The organism is Nocardia sp. NPDC002869 (genome assembly GCF_046764065.1).
GTDB classification, from domain to species: Bacteria; Actinomycetota; Actinomycetes; order Mycobacteriales; family Mycobacteriaceae; genus Nocardia; species Nocardia rhamnosiphila.
Window position 1 is genome coordinate 26,920 of sequence record NZ_JBKOOL010000004.1, and the last position, 14,441, is coordinate 41,360.

The window sequence follows — 14,441 nt, forward strand, 5'->3', positions numbered from 1 at the left end:
CGGGGTGATCGGTGGTGCTTCGAGGCGGGCGGGGCTCGGGTGATTCGTGACCTCCCGTCTCCGGTCAGTCGCCGCTCCGGCGGTCCGGTTCCGGTGCGGGCGCTCGGCCGAGAAGGGCGATCGCCGCCGCGGGGCAGTTGTGGGCGGCCTCGCGGGCGGCCGGATGGTGCGCGGCCGCGGTCGCGGTGGTCAGAAGCAGCACCCGGCCGTCCGCCTCGTCCTGGTCGAACAACTCCGGAGCGAGCAGTGCGCACATACCGGCGCCGATGCAGCGTTCCCGGTCGACCACGAGTTCCATGGGTGCTCCCTCCCGCCGGGCGACCGGGCTGTCCGGGCCGCTGGTCGCTCTTGCCGATCTGGTCATGGGAGAACTGTCGCCGGGTCCGCTGATACCGGCCTGATATCGCACTGACACGGCCCCTGACACGGCCCCTGACGCGGTGTTCGTGCTGGTAGGAGGCGCGATATTCACTCGCGGAAAGGCCGCGCGGCCCGCTGCGGCAGAATGGTCCGGTGCAGATCGCGTTGCTTGGACCGCTCGACATCCGAGCAGACGACGGGGGATCTATCGAGGTACCGGGCGTCCGGCTACGGGCGCTGTTGATCGCCCTCGCACTGGAACCCGGTCGCGCGGTCCCGCGGTCCACACTGGTCGACTGGATCTGGGGCGAGCAGCCGCCTGCCGACGCCGCGAACGCCCTGCAGGCGCTGGTCTCCCGGCTGCGCCGCCTGCTGCCGGACGGATCACTCGAGGGGCAGGCGGGCGGATACCGGCTCACCGTGCGACCCGGCGCGGTCGACGCGGTGCGTTTCGAACAGCTCCTCGAAGCGGCCCGCGCCGGTGACGACGCGCAGCGGACCCGGCTGCTGCGTGAGGCCCTCGACCTGTGGCGCGGTGCGCCGATGCGGGATGTCGACGTGCGCGACAGCGAGGCCGTGGACGCGGTGATCACCCGGTTCGAGGGGCTGCGCCTGGCCGCCACCGAGGACCTGTACGAATCGGAGATCCGCCTCGGCCGGGCCGCGGAACAGGTGAGCGAGCTGACCGAGCTGGTGGCCCGGTACCCGGTGCGGGAGCGGCTGGTCGCCGCGCTGATGCGGGCGCTCGGTGCCGCGGGCCGTGGTTCCGAGGCGCTGGTGGTGTACCAGGACGCGCGGGAAGCGCTCGCCGACACGCTGGGCGTGGATCCCTCCCCGGAACTGTCCGCCCTGCACGTCGCGCTGTTGCGCGGCGAAGTAGGTGCGGAGAATGCCGAGCGCCGGACGAACCTGCGGGCCGAACTCACCGGATATATCGGCAAATATGCCGATATCGCCGCCGTGCGCGACCTCCTCGCGAATCATCGGCTCACCACTCTGACCGGGCCCGGAGGTTCGGGGAAGACCAGGCTGGCGCTGGAAACCGCGCAGACCCTGCTCGACGACCTACCCGACGGCGCCTGGCTGGTCGAACTGGCGTCCGTCGGCGCGAACGGGGATGTGGCGCAGTCGGCGATCGCCGCGCTCGGCCTGCGCGATGCCCTGCTCGGCGGAGCGCCGAACGCCGAACCGATCGAGCGCTTCGTGGCGGCGATCCGCGACCGCGAAACACTGGTGATCCTGGACAACTGCGAGCATGTCATCGACGCGGTGGCGGTGTTCGCCCACCGGGTTCTCGGGGAGTGCCGGCGGCTGCGCATCCTGGCCACCAGCCGGGAACCGCTCGGCATCACCGGCGAGGCGCTGTGGCAGGTCGAGCCGCTGGCGCTACCCGCCGAGCACGCGGACCCGGGCGAGATCGAAGCGTCCCCGGCGGTGCAACTGTTGCGGGACCGTGCCGGAGCAGTGCGCAAGGATCTCGCCGCCGACACCCGCGCGCTGGTGACCATGGCCCGCGTCTGCCGTGCGCTCGACGGGATACCGCTGGCGATCGAACTGGCCGCGGCCAGGCTGCGCACCATGTCCCTCGAACAGCTCGCCGACCGCCTCGACGACCGGTTCCGCCTGCTCACCGGTGGCAGCCGCACCGCGATCCCGCAGCACCGGACGCTGCGCGCGGTGGTCGACTGGAGCTGGGAGTTGCTCACCGACGCGGAACGGACGGTGTTGCGCAGACTCGCGGTATTCGCCGGCGGCGCGAGTCTGGCGGCGGCGGAACAGGTGTGCGCGGACCCCGGGGACGGCCGGAACGCGGGGGTCGAGCAGTGGGAGGTGCTCGAACTACTGACCGCGCTGACCGAGAAATCGCTGCTGCTCACCGCGGCCGAGTCCGAACCGCGCTATCGAATGCTCGATACGATCCGGCAGTACGCCCGCGACCGGCTGGAGGAGTCGGGGGAGGCGGACGCGGCGCGCCGCGCGCATCTCGCGTATTTCACCGGCCTCGCCGCCACCGCGGATCCGCACCTGCGCCGCGGCGAACAGCTGGAGTGGCTGGCAGCGCTGGGGGCCGAGCACGACAACATCGCGGTCGCGATGCGCGGCGCGCTCGCGGCCGGTGACGCCGCGGGGGCGCTGCGGCTCGCGGCGGCCGCCGGGTGGTACTGGTGGCTCGGCGGGTACAAGGCCGAGGGCCTGGAGTTCGTCTCCGCGGTCGCGGACATGCCCGCCGAGGTGGACGACGGGACCCGGGCCCTGGTGTACGCGCTGGTCGTGCATTTCCTGAGTTCCGGACGCAATGACGCGAATCAGCTGGGGGAATGGATCCGTAAGGCGTACGAGGTGAGCCGGAGTCTCCGCGCCGGCCATCCCGCCCTGGCGTTCATTTCCGCGCTGGAACGGATGCTGCACGGCCCGGAGGGGCTGCCCACCGCCTTCGAACCCCTGCTCACCGACGACGATCCCTGGGTGCGTGCCCTGGCCCGGCTGCAGATGGGCAAGATGCGGATCGTGCTCGGGCAGGACGGGCCGGAAGCCGACGAATATCTCGCGGGGGCGCTGACCGAGTTCCGCGCCCTGGGCGAGCGCTGGGGGATGTCGTTCGCGCTGACCGAACGGGCCAACCGATTCGCCACCCACGGCGAGTTCACCGCCGCCTGCGAGCTCTTCGAACAGGCGGTCGCGGTGGTGACCGAGATCGGCGCGACCGAGGACATCGTCGGCCTGCTGTCGCGGCAGGCCCAGTTGTACTGGCTCGCGGGTGATACCGAGGCGAGCGCGGCCGCGATGGCCGAGGCCCAGCGGTGCGCGGATCGGGTCGCCTGGCCGGCGGCATTGGCCGAACTGGCCCTGGCGAAAGCGGAGCTGGCCCGGTGGGGCGGCGATACCGAGCAGGCCTTCGAACAGACCCGCGTCGCCACAGCGATATTGGGCAGCGAAGCGGAGATGCCGCAACTCGCCGCCGCGATCCACACCCTGCTCGGCTACCTCGCCACCGACCTCGACGAGGCCCGGGCGCATCACGCCACGGCCTTCCGGGCCGCCACCGAGGCGGGGCACGCGGTGCTGGTCGCCCAGGTGATCGTCGGGATCGCGGATCTGGCGCTGCGCGCGGACCGCGATATCGAGGCCGCGCGGCTGCTCGCGGTGAGTACCGCGGTCCACGGCGTGCCCGATCGTTCGCAACCGGACGCGGCCCGGATCGAGCGGACGATACGAGATCGCCTCGGTGAAGCGGACTTCACCGAGGCGATGCGCGCGGGCGTGGAAGCGGACTGGCAGGAACTGGCCGCCGTCACGCTCGCTTGCTAAACGTGGTCCGGGACCACACGTATCCGAGGACGGCGAACCCGGCGCACCAGGCGAGTGCCGCGGCCGTGTAGCCGCCGGACGGGTTACCGGCCAGGAATCCGCGCAAGGATTCGATGATCGGCGTGAACGGCTGATACTGGGCGAACTGCCGGACCCCCTGACCCATCTTCTCGGCCGGCACGATCGCGGTGCTCACGAACGGCAGCATGATCAGCGGCACCACACCCATCCCGGCGGACTCCGGCGTCTTCGCCGCCATACCCAGCGCCACCGTGAGCCAGGACGCGGCGAACGAGGTGGCCGCCAGGACGCCGAGTGCGCCGAGCCAGTCGAGCCCGGTCGCCGGCGGCCGGAATCCCAGGGCGAACGCCACCGCGAGGATCGCCACGATGGCGACCGCGTTGGTCAGGATGGTGGCCACGACATGGCCGGTCAGTACGGCGCTGCGGGATACATCCATGACCTTGAACCGGTTGATGATGCCCTTCGACATATCCGAGCTCACCGCCACCGCGGTGCCCGACAGCCCGTAACTGATGGCCAGCAGCAGCATGCCCGGCGTCGCGTAGTCGATGTAGTCGCCGCCGACATCGAAGGCGCTGCCGAATACGTACACGAAGATCAACATCATCACGACCGGCATGAAGGCCGCGTTGAAGATGGTGACCGGATTCCGGGTGGAATGTTTGAAATTACGGCGCAGCATGATCGACGAATCGGTCAGCGGTGCGGTGATCGTGCTCATGGTGCGGTGACCTCCGTGGTCGCGTGGCCGGTGAGGGAAAGGAATACATCGTCGAGATCGGGAGTGTGGACGGAGACCTCGGCGGCCTCGAGCGCGGACTCGTCGAGCCGGTCGAGCACCTGCCGCAGTGATTTCGAGCCGCCGTCGCCCGGCACCCGCAGCGTCAGCGCTTCGTCGTCCCGGGTGGCGCCCGGCAGTACCCGCGCCGCCGCGTCCAGCTCGCTCACCTGGGCGAACCGCAGCCGGATATAACTGCCGGGGACCTGACGTTTGAGTTCGCCGGGTGTGCCCTCCGCGACGATCCGGCCCTGGTCGAGCACCGCGATCCGGTCGGCCAGCTGATCGGCTTCCTCCAGGTACTGGGTGGTGAGGAAGATCGTGACGCCCTGATCCGTCAGACCCCGCACGATCTCCCACATGGTCCGCCGGCTCCGCGGATCCAGCCCCGTGGTCGGCTCGTCCAGGAAAACGATCTCCGGCCTGGTGACCAGCGTCATCGCCAGATCCAGCTTCCGCCGCATACCCCCGGAATAGGTCGCCGCCCGTTTCCGCGCCGACTCCGTCAGATCGAACCGCTCCAGCAGTTCGGTCACCACCCGCTTCCGCTCGTCGCCGCGGAGCCGGTGGATATCCGCCATCAACTCCAGGTTCTCCGCCCCGGTCAGCAGATCGTCCACCGCCGCGAACTGACCGGTGACCCCGATCGCCGCCCGCACCGCCTTCGTCTCGGCCGCGATATCGTGCCCGGCGACCCGGGCGGTGCCACCGTCGGCCTTCAACAGGGTGGTCAGTACGTTCACCGTGGTTGTCTTGCCGGCGCCGTTGGGGCCGAGCAGGGAGAAGATCGTGCCGGCACCGATATTCAGATCGATGCCGTCGAGGACGGTTTTGTCCCCGTACGCCTTCCGCAGCCCCGAGGCCGCGATTGCCGAATCGTTCATGGGAAGTACTGTCGGCGGGGCGGCTGATACGGACCTGACGCGAAGCTGATACGAGCACTGACACCGTGTTCGGACGAGTCGGACGCAGCCCGGGCCGTCGTGGTGATCGCGGCAGTATTGCCCTCGGCCGACCGAGTGTCCCGAGCGTCTCCGTCACCGGGGCGTCGCCCGCGCAGGACCACCATGAAGACGCGTGGTATCCCGGCGACTCGGCCGGTGGGCGAAGGCCGATACGAAAAGGACTCGCGCGCGGCGTCCGGGCGGCTCAGCCGTCAGCGGCAACTGTCGGGGCACGGCACGTCGTCGGGATGCCGTGCCGGGGAAGGCGGCTCGTTTCAGCGCGCGGCCGTGATAACCGCGGCGAGGCCGTTCGGGCTCATGAGGGCGGCCGCGTCGGTGACCTGCTCGCCGTTCACGGTGACGGTCGGGGTGGAGTTCACCCCGCCGTTCAGCACCTCGTCGGTCTTCGCGCGCAGATAGGAGTCGTACCTGCGGTCGGTGATGCATTGAGCCACAGCGGGATCGGTGTAACCGGCCGACTCCGCGATATCTATCAACGCACTGTCGGGCAGGCCGGCACCGCCCTCGGCGGGCTGTTCGGTGAACATATCGGCGAGCCAGGCCTGGTAGTCGTCCACGCCGGAATTCGCGACACAGAACGCCGCATTGCCCGCGCGCGAGGAGTATTCGGTCGTGCTGGCACGGTCCAGGAACGTGATGACGCTGTATTCGACCGCCGCGGTGCCGTCACGCACGGCATCCTCGAGTACCTTGCCGTTGGCCTCCTCGAATGCCTTGCAGGCGGGACACTGCAGGTCCATGACGACGCGGACGGTCACCTTCGCGTCGGATCCGCCGACCCGGACCGCGCCGTCGGCCAGCACATTCGCGGGAACCGAGCCGCCGGTCGCCGCTATCGCGGTGCCGGGAATCTCCGCCGCCGCATTCCGGACCAGCAGCCCGATACCGATCGCGGCGGCGGCCACCAGCAACACCACGAAGGGAGCGAGTACGACCAGAAGCCGGCGGTTCGATCCCTGATTCTGCGGGGGCGGCCACCCGCCGGGGTAGGTGCTCAATTCGTGTGCTCCCGATCGCCGGACATTGCTCCGTCAGCCTAGTCGGCGGCGCCGGGGTCAGGTGAGATGCTTCGGTGGGGCGGCTCGGTTCCCGAGTGGAGCCGAGGCGAATCTGTCGGCCACCGATGACGGAGGTACTGATGACGAAACGGATACTGGTTACCGGTGGCACCGGTCGGCTCGGGCGCGTATTCGTGCCCCAGCTGCTTGCCGCGGGCCATGATGTGCGGGTCCTGACCCGTTCCGAACGCGCCCCGGAGGCCCATCGGTGGGCGGTCGGGGACCTGAGTACCGGCGCCGGGCTGGGCGATGCGCTCGCCGGTACCGAGGTGATCGTCCACTTGGCAACAACCAACGGTCGCGGCGATATCACCGCGACCCGGGCGCTGGTCGAGGCCGCACAGGCATCCGGCCACCCGCATCTGGTGTACCTGTCGATCGTCGGTATCGACAATCACGCCCTCGGCTATTACCGCGCGAAAGTCGAGTGCGAAACCCTGATCGAGCGCTCGGAACTGCCGTGGACCATCCTGCGGGCCACTCAATTCCACGACCTGATCGCCGAGATATGCGACGCCCAGCGGCTGTTGCCGTTCCTGGCGATGCCGTCGAAGGTGAGCTTCCAACCGGTCGATGTCACCGAGGTGGCGGGCCGCCTCGTCACGCTCGCGGCGGCCCCCGCGAGCCGGCGGGCACCAGACCTGGGTGGTCCGCAGATACGCGCCGCCACCGACCTGGCCCGGGTCTACCTGCGAGCCGCCGGACGCCGTAGACCGGTGCTGGCGGTTCCGTTGCCCGGTAAGGCGATGCGCGACTTCCGCGCCGGGCTCCAGCTCGCTCCGGACCACAAGGACGGACGGATCACCTTCGAAGAGTTCCTCGCCACGCGTGGCGAACGGGATCGGGGCCGCTGACGTCCGGGTGGGGTCCTCGCGGTTGTCCGGCCGACGGGACTGCTCCTGCTCGTCCTGCGGACGGCGTCGAGGTCCCGAGCGGGGAGCTGTGGTCAGGCCCGCGGTTTCCCCGGCACTACCAACGGCCAGAACACGACGCCCTACCGCATCCGGCAGTGCTTCACGTCCCGCAACGGTCGTGTCGGTTTCGTCCAAGACAACGGCGGCCGCTGTTCCTACGCTGTCCCCAGGCCGAATCCGAGGCCCATGATCAGGAGGAACTCATGACACGCGAACTCGTCTACACGGGCTTCATGTCGCTGGACGGCGTCGTGGACTCGCCGGGCGGCACGGTCGAAGGGCACCGCAGCGGCGGCTGGGTGATGGACACCGAGTTCGTGCCCGAGGCATTCGCGCTCAAAGGCGAAGAACTCGCCGATACGACCGCGCTGATGTTCGGCCGCCGCAGCTACGAGGCCTTCGCCTCGACCTGGCGCGATTCCGACGATCACGCCGCATACAAGGATCTGCCCAAATACGTCGTCTCGTCCGGCCTGCGTGAGGACACGCTGATCGACGGGTGGGGCCCGATCACGATCCTGCGCACGGCCGACGACGTCGCGAAGCTGAAGCAGACCGATGGCGGTGCGATCTACATCCACGGCAGCGCCGAACTGGCCCGGTCCTTGTCGGACGCCGATCTGATCGACCGGTACAACCTGCTGGTGTTCCCGGTTTTGCTGGGCGCGGGCAAGAGCCTGTTCAGCCGCGCCGACCGCGATAAGCAGGCCCTCCGGGTGCGGGACTCGGCCACCTACTCCAACGGCGTGACCAAGCTCGTCTACGACGTCGTGCGCTGACCGGGGTCGAGCGCGATCGCGCCGCCGTCTCCCGCGCGCAGCTGCTGCGCCGTCCGCCCGACATACCGGCGCAGTGCCCGGGCGAGATGGGGTTCGTCGTAGTACCCGAGCTTGTCGACGACATCGCCGGGCGTCTCACCCGAGGTCAGCAGCAGCGCGGCGGTACGGGCGCGCCCGATCTGCCGGACAGCGCCCTGGGTGAGCCCGGTCGCCGCCCGGAAACGCCGCTCGAGCGTCCGCTCGGTCACCTCCGGTGGCGACCCGCGCAGCGTCGCCGCGACCAGCGGATCGCGGACCACTGTCCCTTTTGCCTTCACTCATCAGGCAGTTGCACGGCGTAATCGAACTTTCCGGCGGGGAACAGGACACAGCAGAGGCGTACTCCCTGCTCTGCTCGGCATACGTGGCGGCAGAAGGCGCCTGTGTCCGTCTGGGCTATGCCGCCCTGACCGCCCTCGTTCTCGACCGCCTCGACCAAGCCGCCCAGCACACCGGCAACCCGGCATTCACCGTGCGCGCCCTGATGAAACGATCACGGCTGCTGATGTCGTACGACTCGACCGATGCCGCGATGGCACTCGTCGGACGTGGGCTCGAACTCGTTCCAAGCGGTGCGGAATCCGAGCGAGTGCTGCGCGGCTACAGCCACCTGCGCGGTGCGATCGTGGCGGCTCGCGGCCGTCGGCTCGACCTCGCGCGTGAGCACATCGAACAGGCGAGTGCCATCGCCGAACCGATGCGTCACGAGAGCCGTCTGTACACAACCGACTTCGGTCCGGGGAATGTGGCCGTGCACGCGTGTGCGATCGAACTCGAGGCAGGCGACCCGGGTAAGGCAGCTCACGACGGCGCCGCTCTCCGCCTGCCTTCGGATATGGCCGCGCCCCGAGCAGGGCACCACTGGCAGGACAATGCCCGGGCCTGGTTGATGGCCGGGAAACCGGACAAGGCGCTGGCAGCCCTGAACAAAGCCCGGGCAATAGCCCCGCAGCAGACGAGGCTGCACCCGGCGGTACGCGAGACGGTCCACGGCATAGCGACTGCCCAGCGTCGGCAGAGCGAGAGCCTTGTCGGGTTCGCTTCATGGCTGGGTGCTTCGCTCTGAAGCACGGTGCCGCGCTTATCTTCGGGCTGCGTTGTTCGGCGGATCACGCTCATTGCCGAAACGCTCTCGTGACCAGCACCTTCCGCGGCTGAAGGGACAGAGTAAGGACAGGACTTTCGGGCCGACTCTGAGCTCGGCGGACAGCTGCGTGATCCGTCCTTACACTCGAACTATGAGCGAGAACGTGGGCCGGCGGATCGCTGCGGAACGTAAGATCGCGGGTCTCAGCCAACAAACACTTGCCACCCGCTCGGCATACAGCCTCAGCATGATCAAAGCGGTGGAGCAAGGGCGAGAACCGGCGTCCGCCGGCTTCATCTCCGCAATCGCGCGCGCCCTGCGAGTGACACCGGAACATCTGACCGGTGCACCCTACGACGACGGCAAACCGCTGTCGGATGCGGTAAACGAACTATCAGTGCTGCTCGCCGAAGGGCGTTACGCGCGCAGTGTTGATCCAGGCCCGGTTGCACAACTCGAAGCGGACCTCACTGCGGCTCAGCAGTTCTATCGAAGCGACCGAACCCGTCAAGCGATCGAAGTACTACCCGGGATCGTCCGCCGGGCACACGGAGCGGTCAGAGATCTCACAGGTGACGCGCAGGCACATGCGTACACACTTCTTACTTCGGCGTATGTGCTGGCCGAGTGGTGCGTCCGGCGCACAGGTCATCTCTTGCTCGCACTACCCGCACTGGATCTGGCCGATACCTACGCACCGTTGGCGGACGACGCCCACTGGGCCGGGTTCTCTGTGCTGGCCCGGGCCCGGGTCCTCACGCACTACGCGGAATCGGTGGTTGCGGGACAGCTCATCGATACCGCGATCGCAGCGGCCGACGAAACCGCGGCAGGTCTCGTGATCGGGGGTTACTCGCATCTGGCGGCGGCCGTGAATGAAGCGCGGAAACTGAACTACACGAACGCGATGGGCCATGTCGACGCGGCAGCCGATATCGCGCGACGAACCGGTGAAACCGATTCGTATATGACCGCTTTCGGTCCGCTCAACGTTCGGATCCACCGGCACGCGATCGAACTGGAACCCGGCGACCCATATCGTGCCGCGCGGGAGGGCGCGCAGCTCACCGCCGCGCCCGGAGCTCCGCCGACCCGTCTGGGTCATCACTGGCAGGACAATGCCCGGGCCTGGTTGATGTCAGGAAAGCCGGACAAAGCACTGCTCGCACTCAACCGCGCCCGCGCCGCCGCCCCGCAGCAGACGCGCCTCCATCCCGCGGTCCGGGAAACCCTGCACGGCATCGCTGCGGCTCAGCGTCGGCAAAGTGAGAGCCTGGTCGGATTCTCATCCTGGTTGGCCGCTTCGTTCTGACCGACATTCCGATCGGACGGAGGGAGGTTGCCGAGGCGATCTGCTCGGGCCGTGCAGTCGAGGGCCGCCTACTCGGCATCGATGATCGGAATTGCTTTCTGCGTGTGCCGGACTTGTTACTACATACGCGCTGCGAACAGTGACAATTCGCAGCACATAGTAACCTCGGTACTTTGCCTATGACCTGCGAATTCTCGTGCCCTCGGCAGGGTACGTAAAATATGGGCAACCGCAAGGCGCTCGGTCATCATAGGTGGTTACATGATCTAAGAGTTGCAATGCACTCGTTGGCGGTCGCCCACCGTTCTCCATCTTCGCGGAGCCCGGTGGGGTACCGCGCAGATGGGAACGCAGATGATCTGGATTCGATCTGGTCAGGTCAGCGGGTTACCGAAGCCGCGGTCGTGCTGGGTTGACCGCGGTGCCACATTCGGTCGAGCGTGCTTCCCCTGCCGCGGGCAAAGTCCTGAAAGCGCTGTAACAACGATTCCGTAAAGCACCAGCCGACGAGGCTAGATAACCCTGGTCGCGGAGCGGCTCTCACAGAATCGTTTGATTGCCTAACTTCCATGGGATTTCACGGACCACCGATACCGTGAGGTGACGGCAGCGTATGCGTTCGTCGAGCCAATGTCCTACCTGGGGAGCGCCGAGCATCTCGATCAATTTTCTGCAGCTCACTACTCCACCGGAAAGCGGCGACGCGACGATCAGATGGTTATCGACTGCCACTGGGCGGTCACCCATCACCAGAACGCCTGCCCCGCGGCGACCTCCTTTTGCTCCCTGACCTGGTCGCGAGGTGCGGCGCACCACGACGAAGGGAGGCTTGACAAGCCGACCAGCAAAGTGGCGTTCCCGCGCTGGCAACCCAGTCTCGCCATAGCCGGGTAGTTCCCGAGCGGTGAGGTAGGGAGCAAGAGGCCCCTCATGGGAGTCTCGGTTGTCCACCACTGGGCCAACTCCCACCGTGAAGAGGTCGCCGATGGTTGTCTCTGCTGTGGCCGCGTCATTCTCTGGCCACAATCGTGTACCTGCCGGAGTCCTATAGCTGCGTCTTGTCGCACTGAGTAAGAACACATCCACGTCTGTGTAGGTATCAAACTGTCCATGACGTTGGACGGTCGATACATCGAGCCTTTTCGCCGTAAGATCGCGCCATGCGTGGTATCGGCTGCCGCTGCGCAATACATCGGGAAGTATAGCGAACAGCTTTCCCCCAGGCGCGAGAGCGCCGCTGGCGGCCGCGCTGAATATCGCTGCCATGGATGTCCGTCCGGTAGACCATTGGCACTGGCGCGGCGCAAGTGCCATTCCATATGGCGGATTGAGCAGGAGACTGCCGCTGAAGCCTCGCCCCGCGGCGGTGCGTTCGAGTTCGAGGAGCCCGTCTCCCTGGAGTATTCGTGGAAACGCGGTTTCCCACCGTCGATCTGGTATCGCCTCTGCCGTCCCAGCACGACGGTGGCGGTCAAGCACGGCGAGCACAAGTCGCATACGGGCGGCGGCAACAAAGGTCTCATGGAGGTCATTGCCCCGGATAAGGCGGTTCCAAAGCGCCAACGTTGCCAGCGGCGTCGGACCTAGTCGAAGGCGTTCACAGGCTGCCAGTAGGAGATCTCCGGCGCCGCAGGTGGGGTCCCAGATAACATCTGTTCTCGCAGATTCGGGGTGATTACGCAGTATCTGCTCGAAGGAATCCCGCACAGGTCCTGCTGTGAAAAACGCCCCAGACGCGCGACGAGATTGTCGAGGGACCTCACGGCGCAAAGTTGCTGCAGCTTGTCCGTTGAGAGCGTGCGTCACGTCGTCAGCGACTCGTTGCCACCGCCCTGCTGCGGCATCAGCAACTAGCAGACCGAGTTGGCGCGCATAAGCTTCATAACCCGAGACGATCAAATACTTCCCCTCTTACCTGATCCGTGGAAGGAACGCCTGGGATCAACTGTTCATGTGGCCTCCGATGCCATTCTGCAGCACGGACATCGATATGTAACGCTGTAGGCGCTGTACTTCGGGTCAGGTTCGCTACTGAACCTCAAGGTTGATCGACCGCCGTCGTGGAAGCGGGAGGGTCGCACGACACAGTGGTGTGGAGACTCCGGCGTCCACGAACTCACGGTGTCTTGCCAACGGGGGATCGAGGACAAGTCCCTGCGGTGTGCTGGTGATCATGACGCTACCCACACATGCCCTCCCAGACCTTCGACCGTCGGCTGGTAGCACAGCCAAGTGCCCTTCCGACACAAGATGGTCCTTGTCGTGGCAGTGTACGGACAACTGTGTACACGCGATGTGTGCCTTAGGTGCGGCTCGACGTACTCCCATGACGATTCCGTGGTTCGGGTTTGCCGGGCGCGGTCCACTCCTGATCGAGAAGATGACCAGTTCCGGCGCCACCAATTCGGTGAGGGTATTTGCGAACGTTTCGGGATCTGCGCTCCCGGGGAGCCCACCGTGATGAGGAAAAACCAGGACGGGCGCGGCGAGATCTCTTCCGTGACTACGGATATGGTCTAGTGCTTTGGCGTCCATATCGGCCGCAAGCAGGACCGCGGGTCTTTCGTCAAGGTGCACCCGGATGACGATTGATACCGTATTGGTATCCAATCTCCCGAAGTCTTCGGATTCCTTCGTAGGTCCGGTTCCAGCCATGAGGATGCTCGGATGGCACACTTCAAGCCGTGCTCGACCGCATCGGAGGGTCTGCGGAATCTCTGTGTGCAGCATCTGGTGCCCATCGCAGCCGCCACGCGAGACTCGGGTATGGACCGCGTGGAGCAGGCGGCGCCAGATCCTTGTGTTCTTCCTAGCGTCGGCATTGAACCATACAGTCCCGATTGTCCGAGCGTCATCGAGGAGCACCTTTGGGCCGCCGCCCGCGTGGTCCTGGTCGGAGTGCGAGATAACAAGGTGCTCGATGCGCTTCGCCTGAACCCGCTCTAGCTCTCGCAGTACGATGTCTCCGGGGGCGGCATCGATTACGGCGGACAGATCACCGTCGCGTACTACCGCGGAGTTGCCATGTCCAACGTCGAGGATCGTGGCCGACAAGATCGGCAGGCCAGATTCGGGCGAACCCGTAGCTGCGTTGTGGTCGTTCATGTTTACAGCCAGTCCTTGGGCAGTTCTGGAGCGAGGACGATGTTTCGATAGAAGAGGTGGGACGCCTCGTCTGCGTGACAGTTGACGTCAGCCTCAAGCCATTGGCCGGGCAGCTCATCCGCCAGGAGGCCAGTTGCATCTAGTATGGGTTGCAGCGGCATCCAGACAGATGAGTCGATCTTCCATCCCACAACCACCACTTTGGCCTGCGGCTCCTCGCCCTCGTTTCGCACTTCCAGAACCTCTATGGGAGTGGCGAATGCCCGCCGTTCCCTCGCAAGATTCCCCTCTAGCTCGTTGAGGGTGTATTCGAGAGCTTCGAAAACAGCGTTCCCGCCCGCATCACTCTTGTCGAGCACGGCCGGAATTCCCTCGCGATACCGGAGGATTGCGCCGTTCTGGTCAGTGTTCACATGACTGCTGATAAGAACTGCTGGAAGTGGCCGTTCAGGAAAGCGGTTGGCTTTGCAGACCAGTTCTGCTCCCGTGAAGCGGACTGGTGAGCGGCCGGCGAGGATGTGATCACATACGAGCGCGTCGTAGTGCTTAGCGAGCTGGGCGACGAAGACGTCCACATCTTGGGTTGGGTCAAAGCTACTGATCGTTACCGTCTGAAAGCCGGCATCCTGGAGCGGATGCGCGATACTGTCCGCGTCGGCTTCGTCGTCGTCGATGACAACGATCGAAGAGCCCTCGACCAGTGATTGCAAG

12 protein-coding genes are annotated in these 14,441 nt (G+C 66.5%); 5 read left to right on the top strand and 7 right to left on the bottom strand.

The window, feature by feature from the left end:
• Positions 1-64 precede the first annotated feature (64 nt).
• Positions 65-298, bottom strand: a complete 234-nt coding sequence (locus tag ACLML9_RS01145) for a ferredoxin (RefSeq protein ID WP_411943691.1) — start codon at positions 296-298, stop codon at positions 65-67.
• A 215-nt stretch (positions 299-513) separates the two neighbouring features.
• Here ACLML9_RS01145 and ACLML9_RS01150 point away from each other — a divergent pair, with 215 nt between their 5' ends.
• The gene (locus tag ACLML9_RS01150; protein ID WP_411943692.1) at positions 514-3,669 is read left to right on the top strand and encodes a BTAD domain-containing putative transcriptional regulator; all 3,156 of its coding nucleotides are present in this window, start codon (positions 514-516) and stop codon (positions 3,667-3,669) included.
• On the opposite strand, the gene ACLML9_RS01155 is transcribed toward ACLML9_RS01150, so the two are convergent.
• From ACLML9_RS01155 to ACLML9_RS01165, 3 genes are all read right to left on the bottom strand, one after another.
• Positions 3,653-4,414: an ABC transporter permease gene (locus tag ACLML9_RS01155; RefSeq protein ID WP_411943693.1), complete on the bottom strand. Its 762-nt coding sequence runs from the start codon at positions 4,412-4,414 to the stop codon at positions 3,653-3,655. The two genes, ACLML9_RS01150 and ACLML9_RS01155, sit on opposite strands and share 17 nt — an antisense overlap.
• Complete coding sequence (locus ACLML9_RS01160) at positions 4,411-5,355, bottom strand: ATP-binding cassette domain-containing protein (protein WP_411943694.1); 945 nt, start codon at positions 5,353-5,355, stop codon at positions 4,411-4,413. Before ACLML9_RS01160 ends, ACLML9_RS01155 begins: the two co-directional genes overlap by 4 nt.
• A gap of 335 nt (positions 5,356-5,690) precedes the next feature.
• Positions 5,691-6,434: a DsbA family protein gene (locus tag ACLML9_RS01165; protein ID WP_411943695.1), complete on the bottom strand. Its 744-nt coding sequence runs from the start codon at positions 6,432-6,434 to the stop codon at positions 5,691-5,693.
• Between the two features lie 140 nt (positions 6,435-6,574).
• On the opposite strand from ACLML9_RS01165, the gene ACLML9_RS01170 reads away from it, so the two are divergent.
• Together ACLML9_RS01170 and ACLML9_RS01175 are read left to right on the top strand one after the other, a co-directional pair.
• On the top strand, positions 6,575-7,348 hold the full coding sequence (locus ACLML9_RS01170; RefSeq protein WP_411943696.1) for an SDR family oxidoreductase: 774 nt from the start codon (positions 6,575-6,577) through the stop codon (positions 7,346-7,348).
• A 263-nt stretch (positions 7,349-7,611) separates the two neighbouring features.
• On the top strand, positions 7,612-8,187 hold the full coding sequence (locus tag ACLML9_RS01175; RefSeq protein WP_411943697.1) for a dihydrofolate reductase family protein: 576 nt from the start codon (positions 7,612-7,614) through the stop codon (positions 8,185-8,187).
• Here ACLML9_RS01175 and ACLML9_RS01180 read toward each other — a convergent pair.
• Positions 8,169-8,504 (bottom strand): helix-turn-helix domain-containing protein, encoded by a 336-nt coding sequence (locus ACLML9_RS01180; protein WP_411943698.1) that lies wholly within the window; start codon positions 8,502-8,504, stop codon positions 8,169-8,171. The two genes, ACLML9_RS01175 and ACLML9_RS01180, sit on opposite strands and share 19 nt — an antisense overlap.
• Before the next feature lie 11 nt (positions 8,505-8,515).
• Here ACLML9_RS01180 and ACLML9_RS01185 point away from each other — a divergent pair, with 11 nt between their 5' ends.
• Complete coding sequence (locus ACLML9_RS01185; RefSeq protein WP_411943699.1) at positions 8,516-9,292, top strand: hypothetical protein; 777 nt, start codon at positions 8,516-8,518, stop codon at positions 9,290-9,292.
• A 172-nt stretch (positions 9,293-9,464) separates the two neighbouring features.
• Entirely contained in the window at positions 9,465-10,625 is a 1,161-nt protein-coding gene (locus tag ACLML9_RS01190) for a helix-turn-helix domain-containing protein (RefSeq protein WP_411943700.1), read from the top strand.
• Positions 10,626-12,653: 2,028 nt separating this feature from the next.
• On the opposite strand, the gene ACLML9_RS01195 is transcribed toward ACLML9_RS01190, so the two are convergent.
• Positions 12,654-13,730, bottom strand: coding sequence for a ComEC/Rec2 family competence protein (locus tag ACLML9_RS01195; protein WP_411943701.1), 1,077 nt, complete (start codon positions 13,728-13,730; stop codon positions 12,654-12,656).
• A 2-nt stretch (positions 13,731-13,732) separates the two neighbouring features.
• Positions 13,733-14,440, bottom strand: a complete 708-nt coding sequence (locus ACLML9_RS01200) for a hypothetical protein (RefSeq protein WP_411943702.1) — start codon at positions 14,438-14,440, stop codon at positions 13,733-13,735.
• Position 14,441 lies beyond the last annotated feature (1 nt).